Raw genomic sequence first — 26,243 nt, forward strand, 5'->3', positions numbered from 1 at the left:
AGTTGTCAAAACGGAAGTGGTTGAAAAGGTTGTTGAAGTTGAAAAACAGCCTACAGAAGAACAGTCCTTTTCCACTCCGCATCCAATTCTATCTGATGTGCGAGTGCGGCAAGCCATGGCTTACTGCACCAATAAGGACGAAATCATCCAGGCGGTGTATCCTTTCCTCTCACCGGAAGAGCGGAGCGAGTTGGTCATGGATACATTTATCCCCAAAAATCACTGGGCTTATGCCGGAGATGAAAATGTGACCATTTATCCATTTGATCCAGAAAAAGGGAAAGCCTTACTGGATGAGGCTGGCTGGACGGATGAGGATGGTGACAACGTCCGCTTGAATGCGGAAGGCGAGCCGTTGATGTTAGAACTGTTGTTGACCGAAGCTCCCCACCGTAAAATCCTCGCACCAGTCTGGCAGCAGCAAATGAAAGCATGCGGTATTCGTATCACCGTCAATCATGTACCGTCTACCTGGTTATATGGTGATACCACAGGTCTGGCTCGCCGTGAATTTGAGCTGACCGACTATGCCTGGGTAGGTCAATCCGATCCGAGCGGTAGAACATTGTACGCTTGTGATCAGATTCCCACCGCCGAAAATAACTGGGAAGGCCAAAATGTTATGGGCTGGTGTAATCCAGTCGCTTCTCAGGCCATTGTGAAAGCCACCAACACTCTGAATCAAGAAGATCGAAAAGAGCCGTACAAAATCGTCCAGCAAGAGTTCACCAAAGATATGGTGTCTCTGCCCATCTACAATCACCTGGAAATTTTTGCCTCAAATCCGAATTTGAAGGGTTTCAATCCTCAACCGGGAGAGGAATACTACACCTACAATGTTGCAGAATGGGAAATTCCGGGTAAAGATACGATTGTAATTGGTTTTACGCAGGAACCTGCCTCGATGTTTGCACTGGTGGAACAGGGTGTATCTGCCATAATTGCCAATTCCCTTATCCATGGGCTGGCGTTCTCGACGGTCAATTACGACTTCCAGGGAATTGCTCAGAAGGTGCCATCCACCTTGGAGAGTGGTTTGGCTCAAAATCTGGATGTTGAAGTCAAGGAAGGTGACCTGGTTTATGATGTAGATGGCAATCCTACCGAACTAAAACCGGGTGTTGAAGTTTATAACGCAGCCGGTGAGGTGGTGAACTTCGATGGTACGCCCCTCATGATGAAGCAGTTGACCGTAAATTATCAGTTCCGCGATGATATGGTCTGGTCTGATGGTACGCCGGTCAGTGCAGCCGATTTTGATCTGCGCTTCAAGATTGATTGCGACGAGAACTCAGGGGCAACTTCGTTCAACACTTGTCGTTCTATTCAATCCTATGAAGTCAATGATGCCGGTTACACCGTAACCTATCTGCCAGGAGTTCAGGACCCGCTTTACTTCCGAGCGCTGATGGATCCACGTCTCTCGAATGTGTATCCTGCTCATCGAGTTCTTTCGGATGGACGTAAACTGGCCGATGTGCCGGCTGAAGAATGGGCCACCTTGCCAGAAATTGCCGAATTTCCAATTGGTGTGGGGCCGTATGTTTTGAAGGAATGGGTCAAGGGAGAAAAAATGGTATTTGAGGCCAACCCTTACTACTACGGAGGATCTCCCAAGACAAAGACTATCGTTATCTCGATCATCACTCCAGATAATGCCGAGGCTCAGTTGCTGGGTGGACAGGTGGATGTGCTTGACAGCACGACCCTCAATACCATCTCGGACACAATGAGGAAGGCGGCTGACGAAGGCAAAATCAACCTTTACACATTGCCCGGCGGTACCTGGGAACACATTGATATGAACCTATATTTGCCGTAACCCCTTTTTATAAGAAGGGATTCGGACAATCGGTGTGGCGCTGCAGGGCGCCACACCGACCCTGTAATCGAGTTCTGGGGGGGTGACCCTGCACGCCCTTCAAGAAGTCCATTACAGGAACCCCGAAAGTAAAGGAGAACCTCTATGCTTGGGTATATTGCTCGCCGTTTGGTGCAGATGGTGGGTGTGGTGTTGATTTCAGCAGTTGCGACCTATGCACTCCTGAATCTTGCGCCGGGTGGACCAATGACCGGTTTACGTCAACAGCAACAAGGCCGCAATCGCATCACCGCAGCGGATATTGCCCGAATCCGGGCTTATTATGAGCTGGATCTTTATTTACCGGTGCGCTTCAGCCGCTGGTTGATCGGCCATCCTCGCGGACCGATTACAGTGGGAGGAACAGAGTGGTTTGCGAATACACCTATTGGCTGCCGGCAACCCATCGAGAAAAATGTCCGTAACGAGAAAGGCAAAATCGAAACAAAAGTTGTCGGATGTAATGAAAATGTATATTTACGAGATTTAGAGGGTAGAAAAGTCAGCCGCGGGATTTTGCTGGGCGATTTTGGGGCATCGTGGAAACTTTTGCGAGACCGCCCGGTAAGCGATTTGATTATGAGCCGTCTCCCGAAAACGATCGAATTAATTGGTCTCTCCACTTTACTTTCTTTGCTCCTGGGAATTCCTCTGGGAATTTATTCAGCTGTTAAACAGTACTCTCGTTTTGATTATATTTTCACATCGCTGGCATTCCTCGGATCTGCTATGCCGACCTTTTTCTTCGGTATTTTGATGATCCTGGTTTTCTCCATTTTGCCAAAATCGGCGGGTTTACCTTATCTCCCGCCGGGTAGTGCATCTGCGGTAAGGGAATATGTGGTTCCCCTTATTGGAACTATTCAACCTGATACCATTGCCGACCGACTGATGCATCTGGTTTTACCAGTAATTACCTTAACGATTGTCAGTGTGGCTTCGTGGAGCCGATTTATAAGGGCAAGTATGCTGGAGGTATTACGGCAGGATTATGTTAGAACTGCCAGAGCCAAAGGGCTCAAGGAAAAACTGGTTATTTTGAAACACGCCTTGAGAAATGCCTTAATTCCCTTTGTAACCATTGTGGTTTTTTCTATCCCGTCTTTGTTCGGGGGTGCCATTATCACTGAAACGATATTTTCGTGGCCCGGGATGGGACGATTGTACTTTTTGGCGCTGGGTGATTCAGATTTCCCGGTAGCGATGGCAATTTTGTTTATTACTGCTGTTTTAACCGTGATTGCCACCTTGATTCGAGATCTGGTTTATACCCTTATTGATCCGCGCATTCGGTACAGTTAGGAGACCAGCATGGCTGCTCAAGTTGACTCGATTTCGCTTTTGAATGATTACCCCAAAGAAGAAAGTCCGTGGAGGTTGGTTTTTCGCCGCTTTCGGAAACACAAATTGGCGATGATTTCGCTTGGGGTAATGTTAGTTTTATTCTTGATTACATTATTTGCCCGTCAAATTGCGCCTTTCGAGGTGGATGAAATTACGGTTGGTAATTATTTCCTAAAACCGGGATCAGTCCAGGAAGCCACTGGCAGAGTTCATCTGCTTGGAACGGACAATCTGGGGCGTGACTTGTTCTCGCGTTTGATTTACGCTGGAAGGATCTCCTTAACGGTTGCTTTGCTGTCTGTGGTGATCTCCAGCATTATTGGAGTAACAATTGGAGCAATATCGGGATACTATGGCGGTTGGGTAGATAATCTTTTAATGAGAATCGTTGAGTTTTTTCTCACAATTCCTTCGCTTCCCATTCTGTTGATAATATCGGCAATGCTCTTGAAGAATCAGGATGCGATTCCGATTCCCCAGTTTTTGTTGGAGTTAGCCGGTAAACTCATGTTGTTGGAGGTTAGAGAAGCACGACAAGCCGTTTTGATCATCCTCGTTCTTGCTGGTTTAGGCTGGCTGACTTCTGCTCAATTGATGCGGGGAATGGTGCTCTCGCTTCGTAATCAGACCTTTGTGGAGGCGGCGAAAGCCATGGGAGCAGGCGGCGCCTGGATCATCCTAAGACACATGATTCCCAATGCCATGGCGCCTATTATTGTTGATGCTTCATTAAACATGGCGAATTATGTTGTGGCTGAGGCTGCACTCTCTTTTCTCGGTTTCGGAATTCAAGAACCTATTCCGACATGGGGGAATATGCTTTCGGCAACCCAGGCCTACATGCTGGATATGCCCTGGCTGCCGTTGATTCCCGGTTTGCCAATATTTTTATGCTCGCTGGCTTTTAATTACATTGGGGATGGTCTTCGAGATGCCCTGGATCCGAGGTTAAAACTATGAAAATTCAGAACGAACAACCCGTACTGACTGTGCGGAATTTAAAAACCCATTTTTTCACCGAAGATGGTGTGGTAAAAGCGGTAGATGGGGTTGATTTCGATCTTTACCCCGGAGAGATTTTGGGGTTGGTTGGAGAATCGGGCTGTGGAAAGAGTGTAACTTCTCTGTCTATCCTGAGGTTGGTCGGCGTTCCCGGGAAAATTGTAGATGGGGAAATCTGGTTTGAGGGAAAAAATTTGCTTTCGCTGACGGAAAATGAGATGGTTGCGATGCGTGGAAATCGCATGTCAATGATCTTTCAACAACCACAAACCAGTTTAAACCCAGTGTATAAAATTGGCGATCAGGTAGCTGAGGTTTTTACCATTCATAAAAATCTGCCCAAAAAGGAAGCGTGGGATAAAGCGGTTGAATTATTACATCTGGTAGGTATCCCCGATGCCGAGAAGAAGGCGCATGCCTTTCCTCACGAAATGTCGGGCGGGCAGGCTCAACGGGTGATGATCGCTATGGCGCTTGCGCTCAACCCGACCCTGTTAATCGCCGACGAACCCACTACTGCATTGGATGTGACCATCCAGGCGCAGATAATGGACTTAATCCTTGAATTACGCGAAAAAATGGGGACGTCGGTTATTTTAATCACCCACGATCTTGGAGTAATTGCAGAGATGGCCGATCGTGTTGCAGTGATGTATGCAGGTCAAATTGTGGAGCAGGCAACTGTTCAAGAATTGTTTGCCAGGCCGCACCATCCTTACACGAAGGGATTGATGGGATCAATTCCGGTGCTTGGAAAAGTGACCCGACGGTTGGAGGTTATACCGGGTTCTGTTCCTAACCTGATTAATTTGCCGCAAGGATGCCGGTTCTCACCACGCTGCAAGGCTAGAATTGAACAGAGTCTGGAAATTTGTTTACACGAGAATCCCATGCTGGTAGAAACGGGTTCCAATCATTTGTGCCGTTGCTGGTTATATGACGGGCAGATGAAAAGCGCGGGTGATTTAATGGAGGCAAACCATGAATGAGCCTTTAAAGACGCATACTGCACGTATGGAATTAATTCAGGTGCGCAATTTGAAGAAATATTACACGATTCGAGGTGGTTTCTTTCAGCGGATTAAATCCTGTGGCAAAGCGGTTGATAATGTATCTTTTGACATTTTTGACGGTGAAACTCTTGGACTGGTTGGGGAATCGGGTTGTGGTAAAACAACAATCGGTCGAACCATGTTGCGATTGATCGAGCCGACTGGTGGTGAAGTCTACTATGAGGGGAATAACATATTCAATCTTTCGGGTGGAGCATTACAGGCGATTCGTCGGAACATGCAGATCATTTTTCAGGATCCCTTTTCATCGCTTGACCCGCGAATGCCAGTAGGTGAGTCGATTATGGAAGGGATGCGAATCAATCGGATCGGTACGCGAAAAGAGCAATTTGATATGATGATTGATGTGCTGCGGAAGGTGGGGCTGGAAGATTATCATGCACGGCGGTATCCTCACGAGTTTTCTGGTGGACAACGCCAACGAATTGGAATTGCCCGGGCGCTGGCGTTACGTCCACGTTTCATTATTTGTGATGAACCCGTCTCCGCTCTGGATGTTTCCATTCAGTCTCAGGTGTTGAACATTCTCAAGGATCTTCAGGAAGAATATGGCTTGACTTATTTATTCATCGCTCATAATCTCAGTGTTGTGGAGCATATTTCAGATCGGGTGGCGGTAATGTATCTTGGGAAAATTGTTGAACTGGCTCATCGAGCTGAACTCTTTTACAACCCCTTACACCCCTACACTCAGGCGTTGCTCTCTGCTATTCCAATTCCTGATCCTGCAGTCAAAAGAAAGCGAATCACCTTGAAAGGTGATGTACCCAGTTTATTTAACCCGCCAAAAGGTTGTCGTTTCCACCCCCGTTGTCCTTTTGCTAAAGATCAATGCTTAGTAGAAGCCCCGCCTTATCGAGAGGTGCAGAAAGGACATTTCGCAGCCTGCTGGTTGAATGAATAATGGGCGTATAATTTTCACTGTGGAATCAGAGATTGTCATTCGTCCATACCATCGGGGTGACCGCGAGATGGTGTTGAATATTGCAGCAGACACGGCTTTTTTTGGTGAGCCGGTTGAAAAATTTATGGAAGACCGTCGGATATTTTTGGATGCTTTTTATGTGTACTATACCGACAAAGAATCGGAACATTGCTGGGTTGCAACGCATGATGAAAATGTGATTGGTTTCTTAACGGGTTGCTTTGATACACGTATTCAGCGTGAATATACCGCAAAAGTTTTGGAACCCCAAACTTTTATAAGGCTTCTCGGTGGAAAGTACCGGATTGGCAAAAAATTTATCCGCTACCTGCTTCGCTACTTCTCAACCAAACTAAGATCGCCAAAAGATGATCTGGATTTATCTCAATATCCGGCCCATTTCCATATCAACATAGTAAAAGAGTGGCGGGGTTACGGAATTGGGAGAAAACTGATCGAAAGTTATCTGGAACAATTGAGGTCAGCGAAAATCGGCGGAGTTCACTTGCAAACAACGAGCTACAACAAAGTGGCTTTGATTCTTTATAAAAATATGGGGTTTGAACTTCTTCAGTCAACTCGTTCCCATTTATGGGAAGGTCATGTAAATGAGCCAATATATGAACTAACCTACGGATTGAAACTTTATACAGGATGAGAATTTACAACTTTATGCAAAAATTAATTTGCATATCCTTTACAATTTTGATAGGATGATGTATAGGCAATTGCACGAAAGAATGATAAATAGAATTAAAGGGATTGGTGGAAAAAATCAATTGCCTGTAGAGATAAGTTGAAAATGGACTTATGATTTCTCTAATTCGGAAGCGAGGGTCAAACAGCATTCGCAGCCAGATGCGTATGATTGTTCTGTTGCTGCTTGTTGCTTTTTTGATCATTGATGGACTGGGAATCTGGTTTTTTATATACCGGCTTGAAAAAAACACCTGGAAAGAAAGACAAAATGAAGCTGTAGTCAACGCCAGTAACACAATTTCACAAACATTAAGACAGGTTCGTTCTGCCCTCTTCTGGCTTGGAAACTTTGGTGATCCGGCAAGCCTGCAAGATCCGGTGGTTATTCGAACCCTGACAAGTCAGCTACCTGACTTACTGGAATTTGTTTACTTTGATCGTAATGGTGAGTTGCTATCGAATGTTTCTTTTGATGAAGTATCTTTCCTTGGGACTTCTGAGCAGGTCATCTATACTAACTGGTTTTTACAGGCAAGAAACAACAAGGTCTTTATTGGGAATGTTCAATATTCCTCAACAAATCAACCTTTTATTATTTTTTCTGCGCCAGTTTTCAGGAATGGCAATATTATCGCAGTAAGGTTGAACGCTGAATTCTTGAGAGAAGTAATTGAAGGTATACAGATTGGTGAGCAAGGTAAAGTATATTTATTGGATCAAGACGGTTCAATCATCGTTCACTCAAATCCAGAAGTTGCTGATGATCAACTAAATATTCGCAATCGGCCCGAGATAGTAAATATTTTTAGAACAATCAACCGAATTTGGGAAGGCGAATATGTCAATTTTGAGGGAGTATCAGTTTCAGGGGCCAGCATGCCAATCCCTGAATCCAGTTGGATATTAATTGTTGAAGTGCCTTTATCCGAAATCTACCAAAACACTCGACTCGCTGCATTTTTGGTGATTGGCGGCATGGTGCTTCTTGGATTGATATTATTTCCTATTTTTAATTTTTGGTTTGAACGATTGTTTATGGAGCCATTGGGTGATCTGATATCTGGTTCGAGAAGGATTGGTAAAGGGGATTTGGACTATCGAGTTCCCGATTTGCCAACTGCGGAATTCAATGACCTGAGTGCCTCGATCAATCAGATGGCGGCTGATTTAAGGGAAAGAGATACAGAGCTTCAAATTCAGTATCAAACCTTACAGCAGGAAATAAAGGATAGACAAAAAGCGGAGGATGCCCTTCGAATCTTAAATCAAGAATTAGAGCGGCGCGTTGAAGAACGAACTCAGCAATTAGTGGTGATAAATGAGAATTTGAAGAACGAGATTGAGGAAAGGGAAAGATTGGAGCGTTTATACCAGAATCTAGTTGAAAAAATGCCAGCGGTATCTTATGTGATGAATCTTGAAAAAGAATTCTCCTTTACTTTTGTAAGTCCTCAAATACAAGTATTGACCGGATGGGATCCGAAAGATTGGATTGACATCGAAGATTTTCGATTGAAGTGTATTCACCCAGAGGACGTTCATGAATTTGTGGAAGCCTTAAAAAGATCCATAAAAAATCACGAACCGTTTCATCATGAATATCGTCTCATCCATCGAAATGGGGATGTTGTTTGGGTAGAAGATTTTGCTTCTCCATTATTGAATGGCAATAATATGGTTGAATCTTATCAGGGGGTGATTCTCGATATCACCAACAGAAAGAAAGCCGAAGCCGAGTTAATTTACAACGCTTATCATGACGTCCTGACTGGTCTTGTTAATCGGGCTTATCTTGTTGAGAGATTAAACCAGATATTATCTCGTCGGCATCCGTTCAGCGAGCAGCCTCTGTTCAGTTTGTTATTCATGGATTTGGATCGGTTTAAGATTATCAACGACAGTCTGGGGCATCGAATCGGTGATCAATTGTTGATTGAAGCAGCCCATCGGTTGCAAAACAACCTCTTCCCAACAAGTACTCTTGCGCGTTTTGGCGGAGATGAATTTGTCATACTGGTGGAAGGGGAAGATCCTCGCCGGGATGCGGTCCAGTTGGCGGACCAAATTTTACTTGATTTTCAATCGCCGTTTTTACTTGATGGTAAGACCCTCTTTACGACTATCAGTTTGGGATTAGTGATTGATAATGGGGAATATACAGAACCGGATGAAGTACTTCGAGATGCGGATATTGCCATGTATCGAGCTAAAGCCCGCGGAAGGGCATGTTATGAGGTGTTTTCTAAACCTCTGTTGGATCAGGTTATCAATCGGCATCAAATTGAAGCCTTGCTGCGCGACGCACTGAAGAGAAATGAATTTAATTTATATTACCAACCGATTGTTGCGCTAAAAGATGGTCGAGTGGTTGGATTTGAGGCGTTGATTCGATGGATCACACCTCAGCACGGTTTAATTCAACCGTCTGAATTTATCTCATTGGCAGAAGAAACCGGGCTTATTCATCAAATTGACCGTTGGGTGATGCATGAGGCCTGTCGTCAAGTGCAGCAATGGTATCAGTATGGTCTATCTTCTTTTCCATTCACCGTCAGTGTAAATTTGTCAGGGAGTCTGTTGCATCAGGGAAATGTGGTTCAAATGATCAGTGAAATACTGGCAGAAACAGGTATCTCCCCCCAATCTTTGAAAATTGAATTGACGGAAAGTGTATTTTTAGAAACTAGCCCTTCCGTCAATCAGCAGATTCAAAATATTCGTGATCTTGGGATCCAATTACAAATTGACGATTTCGGCACAGGATACTCATCCTTGTCTTATCTTCAGCGTTTTCCAATAACTGCGATCAAGATTGATCGTAGTTTTATCAGCAGAATTGATGCACAATATTCGGGGACGGAGATTGTTCAGGCAATCATTACCCTCGCAAAAGAGTTGGGTTTGGAAATTATTGCCGAGGGAATAGAAACCGTCAGCCAGCTTCACTGGTTGAAGGAGGCTGGCTGCGATTATGGACAGGGTTATTTGCTCTATCGCCCGATGGACGCCGAATCTACAGAAAAACTTCTCAGGAACATTGGAAAAGGCGATGAGGTCATGTAAAGTGTTTTGACTTTGGGTGCAGGTTAAGTTACGGCATTAATGTAAGAACATGCCGATCAGTCCCTGACCATTTCCAAAGGCAACAATTAGACCCGCAAAAACCACCGAGACCATAGACATCAACTTGATCAAAATGTTCAATGAAGGTCCGGCAGTATCTTTGAGCGGATCGCCGACCGTATCACCCACAACAGCGGCTTTATGAGCCTGGGAACCTTTTCCGCCAAATTCTCCAATTTCAATGTACTTTTTAGCGTTATCCCATGCGCCCCCCGCGTTAGACATGGTAATCGCAAGAGCAAAACCCGTTGCAAGGGTTCCGGCGAGTAAACCCAACACCCCGGCAATCCCAAAGATGACACCAACAACTACCGGCACAATGATTGCAGCAAGCGCAGGTGCAATCATTTCTTTTTGGGCAGCAGCTGTACTGATAGCAACACAGCGGGCATAGTCGGGTTTTTCTTTCCCCTCTAAAATACCGGGTGTTTCGTGGAACTGCCGGCGAACTTCTTCAACCATTCCGGCGGCGGCTCGTCCGACCGCGCGCATTGTCATAGACGAAAAAATGAAAGCGGTTCCAACACCCGTGAACAGCCCAGCTAAAACAGCCGGATTAAGCAATGTCACATTGTAGTATTCCATGAAGTTTTGCATCGTCATTTGGGTTACATTGACCACCTGATTGCCAATGACGACCTCATTTACACCGCGCAATTCAGTAAGCACCAGCCGTACTTCTTCCAGGTAGGCGGCTAATAGCGCCATTGAAGTCAAGGCAGCAGAGCCAATAGCAAATCCCTTGCCAATTGCGGCGGTGGTGTTACCGACTGCGTCCAATTGATCGGTGCGTTCCCGCACAACTTTATCCAACCCGGCCATTTGCGCATTTCCACCGGCGTTATCGGCAATTGGCCCGTAGGCATCTGTGGCCAGGGTGAAGCCCAGAGTAGAAAGCATTGCAACCGCAGCAATACCAACCCCATAAAGACCCATCAATAAATTGACAGCTCCACCGGCTACATAGTAACTGAAAATGATACCAACTACAATCGCTGCGATAGGTAGTCCACCCGATTCCATGCCAACAGCAAGGCCTTCAATCAAGGCAGTTGCCGGGCTGGTGTGAGCCTGTGCCGCGATATCCCGGGTGGGTTGAAACGCATGGGAAGTGTAATATTCGGTAGCTTTACCCACAACAATGCCCACAATTAATCCGGCAAGGATACACAACCAGATGGCAAGCCAATTGGGAAGACCCAGCAGGAAAACAATTGGAAGGGAAAGTACGGCAATTCCAATCGAACTCAGGTATAAACCACGACTTAAAGCGCCGATTAATGCGGCTTGATCGGCATCTTCACGCGTCCTCACCAGATAAATTGCGAATATGGAGAGTAATATCCCGAGGGCAGCCAGTGTAATTGGGGCGGAAATGTAGGCTAAACCGGCTTGCAATTCGGTCTTGCCATCTAAAAAAGCCACCCCAGACAGGCCGACCGCGGCTACACCTAGGGCTGAGGTGGCCAGGATCGAACCAGCGTAGGATTCATACAAGTCTGCACCCATACCGGCAACATCACCGACATTATCTCCAACATTGTCAGCAATTGTGGCGGGATTGCGGGGATCATCCTCGGGGATATTGGCTTCAACCTTACCAACCAGATCGGCGCCAACATCGGCGGCTTTGGTATAAATTCCACCCCCAACCCGGGCAAATAAAGCCTGAGTAGAAGCACCCATACCAAAACTCAACATGACCGCAGTGATCTGGGGAAGGGGATTTGCAGCGAGACTGATGAAACTTTCGGGAAGAAAGACGGGGAATAAATAATACAACAATAAAAACCAAACCGTAATATCCAGTAGGGCAAATCCTACGACAACCAATCCCATCACGGCTCCGGCACGGAGGGCAACCTGCAAACCGTCATTGAGGCTTTTGCTGGCAGCGAATGCAGTGCGTGCAGAAGCGTTAGTGGCGGTTTTCATGCCGATAAAACCGCAAAGGCCGGAAAATAAACCACCAGTGATAAATGCAAATGGTACGATTGGATTTTGGAGTTTGAAGTAAGACAGGATCAGGAAAATTCCAAACAAGACAGCAAATACAACGCTCACCACTCGATACTGGCGGGATAAATAAGCCATCGCACCTTCACGCACGGCCTGAGCGATGAACTGCATCTTTTCGTTTCCTTCGGAAAGTCGCATCATTTGCTGGTAAAAAAGGCGGGCAAATCCTAAAGCAATGATGGCTGCGACAGGTCCAAGCCACCACATCGGGGGGATGGTCTCGCGTGCAGCAAGGATTTGTTTGTTTAAAACATCAAGAAGAGGGTGCATGGTATTAATCTCCACCTAATTTGTATTATTGATTTAATATGTCTAACAATTTAGCGAAAAAATTATAATGGAAAAATCTTAATAAATCAAAGTTTGTAGAGGAAAATTGACATTATTTTTACCAAACAAACACCGCTGAGATATAATCTTAAAAATTTGATTTATAGGGTAGTCATTGATGTTCAAATTAAGACACTTTGATTGGTTGGCTCCGATTTATGAAAAAGTTATCTCAGGTGAAGCCACCGATAAATTGAAGGAGACCCTCGATTTAAAATCCGACCAATGGATATTAGATGCTGGTGGTGGGACAGGCCGTATTGCTGCCAGTTTACGGGGTGAGCGAAGAAAAATTATTGTTGCAGATATTTCTTATAAAATGCTTTGGCAAGCCCATCAGAAAAATGAATTGCTTTGTACAGTTTGTGATGCAACAAAATTACCTTTTGAACATCATTTTTTTGATCGTATTGTTATCGTAGATGCGTTTCATCATATTCCCGATCAACCACAGGCAATGAATGAAATGTGGAGAGTTCTCAAACCCGGTGGAATTTTGACCATTGAAGAGCCGGATATCTCCCACACAAGTGTAAAAATGATTGCTCTAATGGAAAGAGTTCTACTGATGGGAAGTAAGTTTTTGAAAATTGAGGAGATGGTCAGGATGATTGAATTTCATCAGCCTCAAAAAGTAATGGTGTACAATGAAAATCATTCCTATTGGATCACTGCAATCAAATAATCCACCATGAAAGGCCAATTTAACCATGGCAGATGAGAAAAAAGAACCAGTTTGGAAATTCAGGGGATACGAACTGCGACCATCCGAGTTTACCACTGCGATGGTGCATTATTACCGTGCTGAAATTCAACGGAGTAATGTGTGGCGGACCAGGCTTGACTCTACTACAAATTGGGCAGTGGTAACTACAGGAGCAACTTTATCGTTTGTTCTCTCCAGTCCAGACAATCATTTTGTCATTATCCTCTTAACTACCATTTTGATTGCGGTTTTTTTGTGGATGGAAGCCCGTCGCTATCGGTATTATGAGTTATGGAGTTATCGAACACGATTATTGGAAACAGATTTTTTTGCCGCGATGTTAGTTCCGCCATTTGCTCCGCATGCAGAGTGGGCAGAGAGTCTGGCGCAGTCTTTGTTGCAGCCCGACTTTCCAATCACGATGTGGGAGGCGATTGGGAGACGTTTAAGGCGTAATTATTTTTGGATATTTATTGTTTTGCTGGTTTCGTGGATCATAAAAATTGGGTTACATCCCTATCCTCTGACCAGTTTCCAGGAATTTATCCAAAGATCAGCCATAGGGGGTATTCCGGGGGAAATTGTGATTGCCGGTGGGGTATTATTTTATCTTGGATTGATCCTTCTTGCGGTATGGACAGCCCGTTTTCATCAGGCGAGCGGAGAAGTATTACCCAAGTATGATGTCTTCAGTCCTCCCGAAAAATTTTTCCCTCGGAGGCCAGAGTTTGCGAAAAGAAAACAGTTGTTGGTGTGGATTGTCACAGACATACCCGATCAAATCTCCAGATCCATCATGGAAACAATGCACCGTGGAGTTACCTCAATCAGTGGAACAGGCATGTACACAAAAAAAAGCCATTCAATCTTAATGGTGGCTGTTACTGTGACCGAAATTGCCGAGTTGAAACGAATTGTCCAAAACATTGACCCGCAGGCATTTATTGTAGTCAATCCTGCGCAGGGAGTTTTTGGCGGAGGTTTTCAGCCGTTGACCTTAGATGAAGAAAAATGATCCCCTAACTGGATTGAATTTCAGCACTTTTGGACTGTGAGTCTTTCTGATTCTGGTCAGAAAACCAGTATCCGACTCCCCATTTTGTAATGATGTAGCGTGGATTGCTGGCATCCGGTTCGATTTTTTCTCGAAGATAGCGAACATATAAGGAGAGACTGGCAATGGCATCTGTGTAACCTTCTCCCCAGGCTTCTTTGAGAAGATCTTCGTGAGTGACCACTGCGCCAATGTTACGAACCAGACAGGCCAAAAGACGATATTCGGTGGGCGTCAGGTGAAGCATTTTACCGTTACGGTAAACATGTTTGGTCTCCAGGTTGATTTTCAAAAAACCATCATCATACTCCAAAATTGACGGAGCGGGGTTGGTCGGGGTTTTTTTGCTACGCTTAATCAGCGCGGAAATACGAGCCTCTAGTTCCCGCAGGCTAAAAGGCTTACGGACATAATCATCTCCGCCAACTTCAAATCCTTTGACCAGATCTTGTTCGCGGCCTTTTGCAGTTAAAAATAAAATGGGTGCTTCAGTAATTTTCCTTAACCTTTTGCAAACTTCATACCCGTCCTGACCCGGCATCATGATATCCAAAATAATTAAATCTGGCCGATTTTTCTGAACAGCAAGAATTGCTTCGTTGCTATCATTTACGCCGATGACCTCATAACCGCGGGGCGTTAAATTGACCCTTACCAGTTCGCATAAAGTTTCGTCATCATCAATCATTATGATTTTGGGTTTCATCGGGGTTCTCCATAATGGGTAAGGTAAATCGAAAACAACTTCCTTTGCCGGGTGCGCTTTCAACATCAATTTTGCCACCCAACGATTCCGTCAGCATTTTGGCAACATACAGACCGATGCCGTGCCCGTACACTTCCTGAGAATCGCCGCCAGTTGCTCGATAGAAGCGGTTGAAAATCAGAGCCTGTTTGTCTGGCTCTATCCCCAGCCCATGATCAACCACGCGAACTTCCGCAGTACGATCATCGGCTATGCTCAGGATTACAGATATTTCACTATGCTCAGGTGAATACTTAACCGCATTATCCAGCAGATTGCTGAAGATGGAGTTAAGCGCATTTTCATCCGCCATCACCCAAACAGGTCTCGATGGTTTATGTATTTCAATGCGGCGGTTTGGTGCAATGATGCGCCATTCTTCTACCAGGTTTTCGACGACAAAGGTCAAAGGCAAGGGGCGCAATTCAACTTGAAATTGATGGGTTTCAAGTTGATGAACATCCAGGATGCGATCCAAAAATTGAGATAAGCGCTGGCTTTCTGCAGAAAGTGTATCCAGGAATTTTCGGTCAGGCAAGGGCTCATTCTTTTCTAGAGTATTGGCTATCAATTCGCTGATAGATTGAATTTTTGTTAAAGGGGTGCGCATTTCATGAGAAATTGAGGAAATCATCTCTTCTTGAAGCCGGTTTAACTCTTCTCGTTCGGTTATATCTCTTAATAACACAACAGCACGGGAGGGGGTCTGATTCTCTTCAAAAACCGGCGCTGCGGAAAGGTTAACAATGCGGCGTTTTGATTGATTGGGGCTAACAGGAATGGATTCCATCGTGAAGGAGGAGTTGTAATTCCACGCTTTATTTAATTCATGGAAAAACTGGATACAAGTCTCATTTGTAAGACCAAATACTTCACAAAAGTTTGCCCCGATCACGGCGCTTTCTGGCAATCCCACCTGTTGGATTGCCGCTGGATTTGCCGTGAGAATGTTGCCATTTCGGTTTATCGTAATTAACCCATCTGTTACCGACTCGATGATCAGGTTGGTTTGTTGTTTTTCTTTATAAATTTCTTGAAACAAGCGAACGTTTGTTAAAGAGGTGGCAGTGTGATCGGCCAGTAGAGAAAGGATCCAGTGGCTGGTACGGTCAAAGGCTTCCACCCGGGAGCTTTCGGTGATGATAATCCCCATCAACGATCTACCATGGGTTATATAACAGGACAACTGTGAAGCGGAAGACTTGAAGATGAAAGGGAATGACAATTCAAGACCATTAGTGTGTTCCAAAAAAGAGACCGACAGCGCTTCTTCGAGAATTTGTCGGGTGCGATCGGGGTCAATTTCATCCCCATTCACTCTTTGAATGAACTGCCCACCGTTAAAATTGACGAGGATTACCCCTGCTTCCGCCTGAGTTATATCCAGAGCGGTTGACAGGGTCAGTTCGACCACTTTTTCAGCATCCAGTAAATTGTTTAAGACCTGACTGGTTCTTTGGATCGTGGAAAGCTGGGAAATTTGGCGTTCTAAGGCATAGTCGGTTCGAGTGTAGCGGAAAGCCTGTTCAATTGCTTTTTCAACGGCGGGTACAAATTCGTTCAGTCGTTCAATATCCTGTTCGTAAAAGTAGCCGGTAATTTTGTTGATCAGGATGATGCGCCCCATCTCGTTGCCGTTTGATTGGTACATCATTCGGCTCATCACACATGTGATGGTGTTGGGAGGGGGAAGGTTTTCGATCAAGATGGAGTTGGGATCATCAAGATTATTCAATATGAATGATTCGTTTTGAGAGAGAATATAACTTCCCAGGGTTGGGGATTCTGTTTCGGATCTGGTTCTTAAGGCGGCTCGGCCTTTGGCCGTATAAATTTGCCATTGTTTGGTAATGGGGTTTTGTAAAACAAGGCAGACCTGTTGAACACGAATAATTTGATGAACCTGCGTAATAACGATTCTGGTGATTTCTTCGAGGTTAAGGGTCTGACTCAAGAGAGTTTCACGGTTTCTTAACGCAATTTTCAAAGAAGTTCTTTGCCGCACGGAATTGGATAAATCTCCAATCACCAATGCGGAGATAAACAAAAGCAAGCTCACACCGACCCTTTCGATGGAATCGAAGGTGTAGCCATAAGTTTGAATTACAAAAGGAATCTCTACTAAAAATAAACTACTGAATATGATTGCACCAATTAACCCTGCAATTACTCCAAAGAAGTATGCCATTGAAATTACCGGTAACAAAGAAATCAAGTGAGAAAATGATGATGTGCTCAAATTGTCGGCTAGATTAAGATGATAAACGCCGATGAGTGCCATACTGATGAACGAAACAAACAACAGCGCAAGATCGCGGGGGCGAATGCGTTGAGGTAGCTCTCTTTGAGATGAAAGATGGTTATTCGTAACGCTCATAAATAGAATGGTTGGATCATCAAAATTGAAAATGCCAGATTCGCGGCAAATCCGACGTAAAGATTACGCCACCGATAGACGATAAAAACCGTCACGGCGGATAAGATAAATTTGTATATAAAGGTTATTACACCAAATGAGAGCATGCCTGGGTTTCTGGATAGATAAACCAAAGCGGGTAAGTAAACAATGAGATTTAAAAAACTTATCCAGAGAATGGTCTTTTTGAGGGAAATTGCTTTTTCGTCAAAGAGTAAAGAAAATAACTTGCCTCGAAAGAACAATTCCTCGGCAGGTATGATTAGACCGCTAAAAAGACCAAATAACCAGACGAATTTTTCGGTATTCAGTGCCGGAAGGGGGAGGTTGAAATTGGGTAGAAATCGTGCAACCAGCAGGGCATGTAAAGCCAGCCCTGCTCCCATAAAGGCGCCAGAGGCTATATGAAGAAATGGATGATGAGGAGTAAGACTATATCTGCGAGCCTGAGGCAAATTCCTTTCAAAGATCCATGCCAGCATGATCCAGGCAATTATTATTGCTGTTAATGCTCCCCATCCAGATAAGGGGAAGATGACCGGGGTAAGATCGGGATTGGTAAACCAAGTGAAGGTGGAAAGGGCAGTTAGGACCAGAAAAAATGCTAACACTAGAATATTCTTTTGAGGCAGTCCGATAAAAAATTTATTGAGACTTTGTAAATATAAAACAGGTGAAAATAGATAGATCAGCAACAAATTGTGAGACTGCCAATCTTTAATGAAAGGAAAGATCATCAATAATCCAACTGGAATGGTAAAAATAAGAATTAAAAGATTGCGCCATTCTCGGTTTTGTTGAGTAGTGAGGGCCTGGCGATGTCCCCGTAAATCGTTGCGGATCTTAAGAAGCAATGCTTCCATGTTGTTCGATTTTGAATAAGTAAATAACCATGACTATATTATTAATAATTATACTCGGAACTAAATTATGGATGCACACCTTGAGAAATGGACTGTTATTCAATCAATTCCCATAATACTGGTCTGTTTTTTATATCTGAAATTAACCAAACATTGCTGTGGTTGTCCTGAGCTACCAGATCAAACTTGTTATCCCCCAGCAAAACCCAGCCGGTTGGGGTGAGCAGAAAAAGTTGATTAATCCTGAAACAAATGACAGAGCCGCTTGATGTGAAAAAGATTTGTGGTTGGGCAAACCCTTCTAGGGACGAGACCATCTTCAGAGTTGTTCCCGTGTAATGAAACAGAATATATTGAGTTACAAGCCCATTGAGATTGATCAGTTTCGCCAAAAACCAGGGGGACTCTGAGTGGTCCATCCAAACCTGGCTGATTCGATAGGTGGTATTTTGGGGGAGATTTTGGATTTGTGGCGAAAAAATTTCACTCCAGGCCTGACCATCGTATACCCAAATACTTGTTGGCGTTGTGAAGAATCCGCTTCCGTCAGAACTGAAGATGATGCTCGTTATGCAAGGGTTTTCCTCCGGAAAATCGCTTCTTCGCCATGTTTTTCCGTCAAAATAAAAAGGAACAGAGCCACCAACCTGGCGAGAGTCTTGCCAGTAGCATGCTGCTGTCCAAATATATCCATTAGAAGGGTTGGAATTGATCGTGAATATGGACTCAACGCCGACTTTATATGGTAATTGGATGCCGATTTCATTGGCCGTGAAGATTCGCCAGTTCTCACCATTATAAAATCGTACATCACTGGAGGTTGCCAGCCAAATTTTTTGACCTTCGTTAAAAAATGAAGTTCTTTGTTGGGGTATTGGTGGATTAGAAAATTTTGCTGGTAATATCCATCCTTGTTCTTTGCGGTATTCAGTGGTCGTTTGACCGTCCCATCGGAAAATTGAGGTTGAATTATCGGTGAGGTACCAAATTTGTGAGCGATTGTCTATTCCAACGGGTGTATTTCTGAATCGTTTGATTGGGGTTTGATTTTGATCCAAATCAAGAATTGCCAGACCGTACGAGCCCAACAAAAAGATTTGATGATTTCTTACAGCAAAATTTTGGATAAATCCTATTTGAATTTTATCGAGCCGAAATTTTAATTTGATTAAGGGGGCAGGATCATTCTGGTAGGATGTTTGGTTCAGAACCACCTTCTCGTCAGCATGAGTTTGGTCAACGTTCAAGGGAGAGTAAAAACTAATTAGAGGAGTATTGATCCATAAATTAATTGCTCCACCTGCATTTTTGATGGGCGATGCAATAACCAGGATAGTTAGAATAGAAAACAGGGCAAATAAACGAATTCTTTGGAGCAAGAAACATCTTAACCAACCCGCTGAGATACCCAATTTCATTATTGAATTGTACCTCAGCGGGCGAATTTTGGTTTACCGAGAAGTTCCAAGGGTTACATTCAATTCGAAAATTTTTCTTTGCCGGTAAATTTTGATCGTTACTGTGTCTCCCGGTTGTTGAGCAAATAGCGCATTTAGATAAGAGCGCTGTTGATTAATTTCCAAATCTCCGATTTGCACAATAATATCGCCCCTCTTTATACCGCCGCGGTCAGCTGGACTACCGGGTTCCACACTGGTTACATAAGCGCCCCATTCAACTGGCAGCTGATACCTTCGGGCAATCGTCGGATTGATGCCCTGCCAGGTAATGCCTAAATAAGGTCGAGCAAAATAACCTCGGGTGATGATTTGTTCGCTGATAAGACGAACGGTATTAGAGGGAATTGCAAATCCCAGACCTTCTGCAACGGTGGTTGTCCCCATACCGCCCCGTACAATCAGAGTGTTGATGCCAACAATTTCCCCATTGAGGTTTACCAATGGACCGCCCGAATTCCCCTGATTGATTGCGGCATCGGTTTGAATTAAGTCTTCCATCGCATATCCCTTGCCGGTGTCTAATACTCTACCAGTTGCGCTGATCACCCCTACCGTTACGGTGTTGCGAAATTCACCAAGGGGTGAGCCGATTGCGATCACGGTCTCACCGGGGTTGAGCCGATCGGAATCACCAAAAATGGCAACGGCCGGCATCTGGCCCTCTGCTTTCAACACCGCGAGATCTGCATAAATATCCGCATTAATTAAATTTGCTTTAACTTGCTCGCCATTTGAGAGGATTACATAAATGTCACTGGTGCCTTCGACAACATGATAGTTTGTCACAATATGGCCTTCTTTGGAAATGATTACTCCGCTGCCGCTCACTGTTTCATCTGGAGCCTTTCCAAAGAAGGTCATCTGACCGGGAATCGTACCGACTACGGTCACTACGGCTGGAGAAACCTTTTCTACTGCCTGAGTGATAGACGTTTGAATGTCTGTTTGAGAAAAATTTAAAATCGAAGCTGTGGGGATTTGAGTATCTAAGATGGGCTCTGTCGAGGAATTATTTTTTGAAGTTTGATTGAGGACAAATAAGCCTCCACCAATTGCCCCAAAGAATGCACTGATACACGATAGCACCACAGCTAAAATGCCGATGACTAATCCTTTACGAAGAGACATATCCTGACCTCCGAAGAAGGATTATATGCCGACATTGTTAGGAAATTATTAATAGATTATTGAAAGAGTATATAAAATTCTCCAAAAATGATCGAAAAATTGACCAGATTGTGGCGATAATTGGAGGGATTGTTGTTCTAAAAGCGGAAAATTACTATTGATTTTTATTCATTCATTGTTGTGTCATTCAAAATGGATTTTTTTCAATTGATTACGAAGTTGAATTATCTGGTCTGTAACGTGTTGAATATGGGCGAACAATTCTGCGTTGTGTTTAATCCCTTCGTTGATGAGTAGAGCGGCTGCCTCGGAGCGGCTCTTTGCAATTTCGGCTTCGACCAACATATCCAGATGTTTCAATGTTTCATCGTTAACCCTTACCATGACCACATTACCTCTGGATTGTAGGGCTTCGCCAAGTGTTTGTCCGATATTTTCCACCTGTTTCCATGCTTCACGTAAAGGATCAGAAGTTTGTTTACCAGATTTGGGCATTTCCATTTCAGGATTTACTTGATCTTTTTGAGATTGTTCATCGAAATGCTGGTACATGTATGTAATTTTCACTCCTTTGTAAGTGTATTACATGTAATATTATAACACATAAAAAAATCAATTTAAATTAAAAAACGCGAATTCGATAGAATCGCGTTTTTTTTCTGAAAGCAAAAAGGGGTATTAAAAGAGGGTTTTGATTATTTCGAACAAATTATTAAGGACACGAACCTTTTTTGAATAGGGCTGCTGTTTTATATAGGCGATCTGGTCTTTACCTCTTCCTGTGGTTACCAGATATAAATCAGGAATACCAGCATTCAAACCGGCTTCAATGTCCGATTGAGCGTCGCCAATCAGGATTGAATACTTCAAATCAATTCCGAATTGCCTGGCCGCTTCAAAAATCATGCCGGGTTTAGGTTTTCGACAATCGCAATTTTGTTCTGGTGTATGCGGGCAGAAAAAAACCTGATCAATCATCCCCCCGTTGTTCAGGATTTCTTGTTGAATTTTCTGGTCTATCTCCCGGTATTGTGCAAATGTCAATAAACCCCGTCCGATGGCGGATTGGTTGGTGATGATAAAAATTTTTGGACGGTTTGGAGTTCGATTAATTATCTGAAGAGCGCGTAACGAAGATGAATAAAACCTGACATCTTCCCAACGACAAACATAACTGGCCCGATTATGAATGATTACCCCATCTCGGTCCAGAAAAATTGCCTGCAGGTGCGAATGATTTCTCAAAGACTTGACAGAAGGTGTAGATTTTATGGATTCTTTACTGAGTTGCCTTTTACCTCTTTACTCTCCATCGTCTTCCCGTTTGAACTCTCTTTTTTAACCCCTGCGTAGTAATAATGGCTGTAATAGGACGCACTCTTAGGGGAAACGCCATTGATGATATAACCCAATATGTTGGCATTGGCTCGATTTAGTTGGTCTTTTATTTTTTTGAGTACATCCCGGCGGGATTTTCCTAAACTGATCACCGCCAGTACTCCATCAACCCGGGCCGAGAGTACAAGAGAATCGGAGATGATAAAAGGCGGACCGTCAATAATGATGACATCCGCAATTTCCTTCAGCATTTCCAGAGTACGAAGCATTTCCTGAGACCCCAATTGTTCAGAAGGATTTGGGGGAGTTGTACCCGAGGGAAGTAGGAATACCTGATTTTTGAATAATGGGATCAGACACTCTTTTCCAATCTTACCGTCCAGTAATAAGTCACCCAACCCTTTTTTGTTTTTTAATTCGAATTTTTCATCCAACTCCGATTTATAAAAGTCAGCGTCAATGATGATCACGCGCTTTTTTGCCTTGGCTAAAGAAAGAGCCAGGTTGATAGCAATGGTCGTTTTCCCCTCCGAATCACCAGGACTGGATATTAACAAAGTTTTGATGGTGTTTCCCAGTCCGAGAAATTCAAGATTGGTGCGGAGCGAACGAAATGAATCGGTGATGGGTGAAAAAGGCTCTTCGTTGACATAACTGAGGGTCTCAACATCTTTGGGAAAGCGAGGTATCTCTCCTAATTGAGGCTTCTGAATAATCCTATCAACTTCCTCCGAGGAATGGATCGCCTGGTCAATCCATTCAATAATATAGGCGCTTGCTGCAGCCAGGGCAAATCCGATCAATGCTGATGTCAATACGGTGATCAAGCGGTTGGGTCCTATCGGCCGGCTGGGGATTTCGGCTGGCTCAATCACACTAAGGGTATTCAACGCTCCTCGAGAGCTGCTGGACAATAAACGCCCGTAGTTTTCTTGAAGACTGGAGAGCTTGTTTTCGAGCGCGTTGATTTTTTGTTGGGTCTCGGTAATCAGGCTGGCACTGTTCAGACTTCCCAATTCAATTTTGAGTTTTTCTATTTCTGCGGTGGTGTCCGATATATTTTTTTCGAGGGTGGTCAATTGTTGTTCAATAAAGGATTGCCTTTCCAAGTCATTATCCTGCATACCGGAAGGGCCGCGCTTGATGAGCTGTTTTGCAATTTCAGAGGCAACCGCTTGAGCGCGAACCGGATCGGAATCTGTGACGGTAATTTCAATCAATTGAGTATCCGGTAAGGCGCGTGCTGTGTAGGGCGGTATCCAGGTGAGATTCAATGACTCCATCACTGCCTTTCGTACCGGTTCACGGGTTGCCATATCGGCATAAATGGAAGCCAATTGTTGTTCTAAAAAGAATTGTGAGGTGTTTGGGTTGGGGTTTGTGAGGGATTGACCAATAATAAGTGTTGTTCTGGATTGATACATGGCTGGCTGACCCAGCGTGATAATAAAACTGGCTGCTGCAGCAATCAGGGAAGCTGCTAAAATCATCCACCACCACTTTAAAAGCGGGGCGTAGTATGGCTTTAAGTCCATTGTTGATCCTTCTCTAAATTCAATCGGTAACCCTCAATATCACCAAAATTGTAACCGGTTTTTTTTATAAATTCTATAAAATTTCTATAGAAATTGCTTATAATTTGGTCTCTGTGGTCTGACGATATAAATCTTCGAGTTTTTTTGCCACTTTCTTCCATGAATGTTCTCTTTCCACATACTCTCTTCCGGCGTTGCCAATCTGGTTTCCAAGTTGAGGATTAGATAACATTTTTAAAATCGAATCAGCGTAGTGCTGAGCATCTTCTGCGATCATTACTTGAACACCATCCGAGACGTTTAGAGCAGAAACAGCCAGGGGCGACGCAATGACGGGGGTAGCGCATGCCATTGCTTCCAACACCTTATTTTGAACACCTGCGCCATAGTTGAGCGGCGCAAGAGCAATGGAGGCTTTTTGAAGATAAGGCAGCATTTCGGGAACCGTTCCGGTGATTTTTATCTTGGGATTGACAGAGTACTGTTGAAGGGATGATGGCGGATCTTTCCCGACTACCCATAGTTCAACTTCTGGATTGATCTTCCAGACAAGGGGCATTATCCGGTTGATGGTAAATAATGCCATGTCAATATTGGCGTGATAACTCATTTTTCCGCTGATAAGAATCACATTCTTTCGCCGTGTCTCTGCAGGTGGAGGAGAAAAATAATCTGTATCGACTCCATTGGTGAGGATCTCAACCGGACTGGAAGGCGAGAGTCGGATAAATTCATCTCGATCTTTTGATGAGGTCACCAGAATTTTATCGAATTGTGCGGAAAGGTAGCGTTCATACTTTTCTGTTCGCTGGAGTTCAAATTTCATTAACCAGCGAATGAGTTTTTGGGGGTGATTTTTTTGAGTTTGGCGGAACAGCAGGGTAATCGAATCGACGCTGTCCCAAATAATGGGAATACTAACGAGATTTTTGACTGCAAGTCCGTACTTTGCACCTCTTAAGTGTTCCACATGGACTACATCAAATTCTTGGCTAGCGAGGATTTTACGAAGATTTTTTGATAAATCCTTGCTCCAACTATAGACGGCTTGAAGGGGTTGATCGCTAGGCAAAGCAGACAGGCAGTTGAGCATGGATCTCCAAACTGGCAACTTAAAACCAAATAATTCGAGGGTTTCGGCGCTGATAAGTTTTTCTGATGAGAATTCTCGTTCTTCCAGGTATAAAAGAGTAACCTTATGTCCAAGATTTAAAAACGATTTTATAAAATTGAACGAGCGAACTCGAATGGGGCTGGGGGTGTAAGGTACAACAAATAAAATATTCATGAGTGTTTGAAGGCTTTGCCGTTTTGAATTTTTAGGAATAACTCAGAAACTCCAACTGCTGCAAATAAAATCAAAACCGCATCCACCGGTAAACGATATCGAATTAAAGTCCAAGTAAAAATATGAATAAGGCTGTATATGACAATAAAAAGAAATATCAAAAAGACCGGGGAATATATATTTACCTTTTTTTCCCCCTTCCTCGCGAGAGTAGTGATGATGCCCAATAGCATAAAAGGCAGGAAAAGTCCAAAGCTCCCGACGCGAGAGATGTTGCTCAAAATTGAGGAGTGGGGCGATGGCCAAAACATGAAATAAACAGGGATACGGCTCAAGGACAATAAAATATAGCGGACTGGCTCTTGAAAGACAAACTGCATGCCTCGTTTCAACAACTCGCTATCGAGCGCTGCTTCATTCAGACCGTACAGCTCTTTGGGCAATAAGTCCAGGTAGGTGGATTGGGTCAATATTCCCTCAAAATGTGTGCCATAAATGGGATGATTTGCCCAGTAAAATGCAAAACCTGCGTTCGTATTCAGTAAAACAAATTGACCGAATCGCTCGTAGTTATAGATCGTAAATGGCAGGATAAACATGAGTATTACAAGAAAACTGATCGCACTAAATCTTATGGTTGATGCGAAATATTTTTTCTTGAGAACAAATAGGAGCCACAAATACAAAAAGGGCAAAAATAAAATAAAAGCCTGTCTCAACAGGATGGTCAAAGATGTTGAGATTCCTAAAAGAATTGCAAAAAGAATGGATTGACGGCGATTTTGCATAATTCTATCGGAGTTTCTGGTAATCCAAATGGAAATCAGCAGGATTACTAAAATACCGGTTATGTAAAAAGGTTCGGTCATTAAGGTTGCCGAATAATAGACAAAATAAATATAGACGGCTGTAATTGCAGCAGCTAAAAGACCAACAAATGAATTAAAAGATAGTTTTCCAATGGAAAAAATTAAAACAGGGTGTAAAACTCCAACAATTAGTGCCTGCATTAAGCGAACCATCAATGGATGTGGGCCGAACAGCCAGTAGATGGCTGCAACAAAAAAGGAAAAAAGATAACTCCAGTGGGCAGTGGGTTCACCGGCCTGTGTTGCTGGCCACCAAGGGCGGTCAAACGTAAAACCCCAACCTTGCGAAAGGCGGATACCCAGTGTGTGATAACTGATTTGATCGGAAACCCCGGGCATATCATTGATTTGATTTCCAAGAAATAAGGCTGCCCCAATTCGCACCATCACAGAAAGGGTGGTAATTATGATCAAGATTTTTAAGGTGTTTTTATTGTCACTGATCCAAAGGTAAAAGTTTCGCAT

General features: G+C 43.9%; 20 protein-coding genes. 9 read left to right on the plus strand and 11 right to left on the minus strand.

Going from position 1 to position 26,243, the window contains the following annotated elements; genetic code table 11:
- From AC812_RS01940 to AC812_RS01970, 7 genes are all read left to right on the plus strand, one after another.
- The coding region (locus tag AC812_RS01940; protein WP_157235377.1) for an ABC transporter substrate-binding protein at positions 1-1,822 on the plus strand (1,822 nt) is incomplete at its 5' end.
- A 144-nt stretch (positions 1,823-1,966) separates the two neighbouring features.
- On the plus strand, positions 1,967-3,163 hold the full coding sequence (locus AC812_RS01945) for an ABC transporter permease (protein ID WP_061916598.1): 1,197 nt from the start codon (positions 1,967-1,969) through the stop codon (positions 3,161-3,163).
- Positions 3,164-3,172: 9 nt separating this feature from the next.
- Entirely contained in the window at positions 3,173-4,165 is a 993-nt protein-coding gene (locus AC812_RS01950) for an ABC transporter permease (protein ID WP_061916595.1), read from the plus strand.
- Entirely contained in the window at positions 4,162-5,196 is a 1,035-nt protein-coding gene (locus AC812_RS01955; RefSeq protein WP_061916592.1) for an ABC transporter ATP-binding protein, read from the plus strand. Before AC812_RS01950 ends, AC812_RS01955 begins: the two co-directional genes overlap by 4 nt.
- Positions 5,189-6,184: an ABC transporter ATP-binding protein gene (locus AC812_RS01960; protein ID WP_061916589.1), complete on the plus strand. Its 996-nt coding sequence runs from the start codon at positions 5,189-5,191 to the stop codon at positions 6,182-6,184. Before AC812_RS01955 ends, AC812_RS01960 begins: the two co-directional genes overlap by 8 nt.
- Positions 6,177-6,863: a GNAT family N-acetyltransferase gene (locus AC812_RS01965; protein ID WP_061916586.1), complete on the plus strand. Its 687-nt coding sequence runs from the start codon at positions 6,177-6,179 to the stop codon at positions 6,861-6,863. Before AC812_RS01960 ends, AC812_RS01965 begins: the two co-directional genes overlap by 8 nt.
- 200 nt (positions 6,864-7,063) lie before the next feature.
- Positions 7,064-9,967 (plus strand): EAL domain-containing protein, encoded by a 2,904-nt coding sequence (locus AC812_RS01970; protein ID WP_169787245.1) that lies wholly within the window; start codon positions 7,064-7,066, stop codon positions 9,965-9,967.
- A gap of 36 nt (positions 9,968-10,003) precedes the next feature.
- Here the strand turns inward: AC812_RS01970 and AC812_RS01975 are convergent, their stop codons facing one another.
- Positions 10,004-12,253, minus strand: coding sequence for a sodium-translocating pyrophosphatase (locus tag AC812_RS01975; RefSeq protein WP_061916670.1), 2,250 nt, complete (start codon positions 12,251-12,253; stop codon positions 10,004-10,006).
- 241 nt (positions 12,254-12,494) lie between these two features.
- Between AC812_RS01975 and AC812_RS01980 the strand changes: the two genes are divergently transcribed.
- Both AC812_RS01980 and AC812_RS01985 read left to right on the plus strand, forming a co-directional pair.
- Complete coding sequence (locus tag AC812_RS01980) at positions 12,495-13,061, plus strand: class I SAM-dependent methyltransferase (RefSeq protein ID WP_061916580.1); 567 nt, start codon at positions 12,495-12,497, stop codon at positions 13,059-13,061.
- Between the two features lie 25 nt (positions 13,062-13,086).
- Positions 13,087-14,097, plus strand: coding sequence for a DUF2270 domain-containing protein (locus tag AC812_RS01985; RefSeq protein WP_061916577.1), 1,011 nt, complete (start codon positions 13,087-13,089; stop codon positions 14,095-14,097).
- Between the two features lie 4 nt (positions 14,098-14,101).
- Here AC812_RS01985 and AC812_RS01990 read toward each other — a convergent pair whose 3' ends face one another.
- The 10 genes from AC812_RS01990 to AC812_RS02035 all read right to left on the minus strand — a co-directional run bounded on the left by AC812_RS01990 (position 14,102) and on the right by AC812_RS02035 (position 26,243).
- Positions 14,102-14,842 (minus strand): response regulator transcription factor, encoded by a 741-nt coding sequence (locus AC812_RS01990; RefSeq protein WP_061916574.1) that lies wholly within the window; start codon positions 14,840-14,842, stop codon positions 14,102-14,104.
- On the minus strand, positions 14,817-17,258 hold the full coding sequence (locus AC812_RS01995) for an ATP-binding protein (protein ID WP_061916572.1): 2,442 nt from the start codon (positions 17,256-17,258) through the stop codon (positions 14,817-14,819). The genes AC812_RS01990 and AC812_RS01995 overlap by 26 nt, the downstream gene beginning before the upstream one ends.
- Entirely contained in the window at positions 17,255-18,160 is a 906-nt protein-coding gene (locus AC812_RS02000) for a hypothetical protein (RefSeq protein ID WP_061916570.1), read from the minus strand. The genes AC812_RS01995 and AC812_RS02000 overlap by 4 nt, the downstream gene beginning before the upstream one ends.
- Positions 18,161-18,255: 95 nt before the next feature.
- Positions 18,256-19,578: a hypothetical protein gene (locus AC812_RS02005; RefSeq protein WP_061916567.1), complete on the minus strand. Its 1,323-nt coding sequence runs from the start codon at positions 19,576-19,578 to the stop codon at positions 18,256-18,258.
- A gap of 33 nt (positions 19,579-19,611) precedes the next feature.
- Entirely contained in the window at positions 19,612-20,748 is a 1,137-nt protein-coding gene (locus AC812_RS02010) for a S1C family serine protease (RefSeq protein WP_061916564.1), read from the minus strand.
- Positions 20,749-20,931: 183 nt separating this feature from the next.
- On the minus strand, positions 20,932-21,300 hold the full coding sequence (locus AC812_RS02015) for a hypothetical protein (RefSeq protein ID WP_061916561.1): 369 nt from the start codon (positions 21,298-21,300) through the stop codon (positions 20,932-20,934).
- Positions 21,301-21,426: 126 nt separating this feature from the next.
- Positions 21,427-21,993: a D-glycero-alpha-D-manno-heptose-1,7-bisphosphate 7-phosphatase gene (locus tag AC812_RS02020; RefSeq protein WP_061916558.1), complete on the minus strand. Its 567-nt coding sequence runs from the start codon at positions 21,991-21,993 to the stop codon at positions 21,427-21,429.
- A 23-nt stretch (positions 21,994-22,016) separates the two neighbouring features.
- Positions 22,017-23,621, minus strand: coding sequence for a polysaccharide biosynthesis tyrosine autokinase (locus AC812_RS02025; RefSeq protein ID WP_062158757.1), 1,605 nt, complete (start codon positions 23,619-23,621; stop codon positions 22,017-22,019).
- A gap of 97 nt (positions 23,622-23,718) precedes the next feature.
- Positions 23,719-24,909: a glycosyltransferase gene (locus AC812_RS02030; protein ID WP_061916552.1), complete on the minus strand. Its 1,191-nt coding sequence runs from the start codon at positions 24,907-24,909 to the stop codon at positions 23,719-23,721.
- The gene (locus AC812_RS02035) at positions 24,906-26,243 is read right to left on the minus strand and encodes an ArnT family glycosyltransferase (RefSeq protein ID WP_061916549.1); all 1,338 of its coding nucleotides are present in this window, start codon (positions 26,241-26,243) and stop codon (positions 24,906-24,908) included. The genes AC812_RS02030 and AC812_RS02035 overlap by 4 nt, the downstream gene beginning before the upstream one ends.

Origin of the sequence: Bellilinea caldifistulae (assembly GCF_001306055.1) — a bacterium.
Classification (GTDB): domain Bacteria; phylum Chloroflexota; class Anaerolineae; order Anaerolineales; family Anaerolineaceae; genus Bellilinea; species Bellilinea caldifistulae.

Coding starts and splice junctions, on each gene's coding strand:
- AC812_RS01945 (WP_061916598.1), top strand. CDS start 1,967: ATGCTTGGGTATATTGCTCGCCGTTTGGTGCAGATGGTGGGTGTGGTG.
- AC812_RS01950 (WP_061916595.1), top strand. CDS start 3,173: ATGGCTGCTCAAGTTGACTCGATTTCGCTTTTGAATGATTACCCCAAA.
- AC812_RS01955 (WP_061916592.1), top strand. CDS start 4,162: ATGAAAATTCAGAACGAACAACCCGTACTGACTGTGCGGAATTTAAAA.
- AC812_RS01960 (WP_061916589.1), top strand. CDS start 5,189: ATGAATGAGCCTTTAAAGACGCATACTGCACGTATGGAATTAATTCAG.
- AC812_RS01965 (WP_061916586.1), top strand. CDS start 6,177: ATGAATAATGGGCGTATAATTTTCACTGTGGAATCAGAGATTGTCATT.
- AC812_RS01970 (WP_169787245.1), top strand. CDS start 7,064: ATGCGTATGATTGTTCTGTTGCTGCTTGTTGCTTTTTTGATCATTGAT.
- AC812_RS01975 (WP_061916670.1), bottom strand. CDS start 12,253: ATGTGGTGGCTTGGACCTGTCGCAGCCATCATTGCTTTAGGATTTGCC.
- AC812_RS01980 (WP_061916580.1), top strand. CDS start 12,495: ATGTTCAAATTAAGACACTTTGATTGGTTGGCTCCGATTTATGAAAAA.
- AC812_RS01985 (WP_061916577.1), top strand. CDS start 13,087: ATGGCAGATGAGAAAAAAGAACCAGTTTGGAAATTCAGGGGATACGAA.
- AC812_RS01990 (WP_061916574.1), bottom strand. CDS start 14,842: ATGAAACCCAAAATCATAATGATTGATGATGACGAAACTTTATGCGAA.
- AC812_RS01995 (WP_061916572.1), bottom strand. CDS start 17,258: ATGAGCGTTACGAATAACCATCTTTCATCTCAAAGAGAGCTACCTCAA.
- AC812_RS02000 (WP_061916570.1), bottom strand. CDS start 18,160: ATGGAAGCATTGCTTCTTAAGATCCGCAACGATTTACGGGGACATCGC.
- AC812_RS02005 (WP_061916567.1), bottom strand. CDS start 19,578: ATGAAATTGGGTATCTCAGCGGGTTGGTTAAGATGTTTCTTGCTCCAA.
- AC812_RS02010 (WP_061916564.1), bottom strand. CDS start 20,748: ATGTCTCTTCGTAAAGGATTAGTCATCGGCATTTTAGCTGTGGTGCTA.
- AC812_RS02015 (WP_061916561.1), bottom strand. CDS start 21,300: ATGTACCAGCATTTCGATGAACAATCTCAAAAAGATCAAGTAAATCCT.
- AC812_RS02025 (WP_062158757.1), bottom strand. CDS start 23,621: ATGGACTTAAAGCCATACTACGCCCCGCTTTTAAAGTGGTGGTGGATG.
- AC812_RS02030 (WP_061916552.1), bottom strand. CDS start 24,909: ATGAATATTTTATTTGTTGTACCTTACACCCCCAGCCCCATTCGAGTT.
- AC812_RS02035 (WP_061916549.1), bottom strand. CDS start 26,243: ATGCGAAACTTTTACCTTTGGATCAGTGACAATAAAAACACCTTAAAA.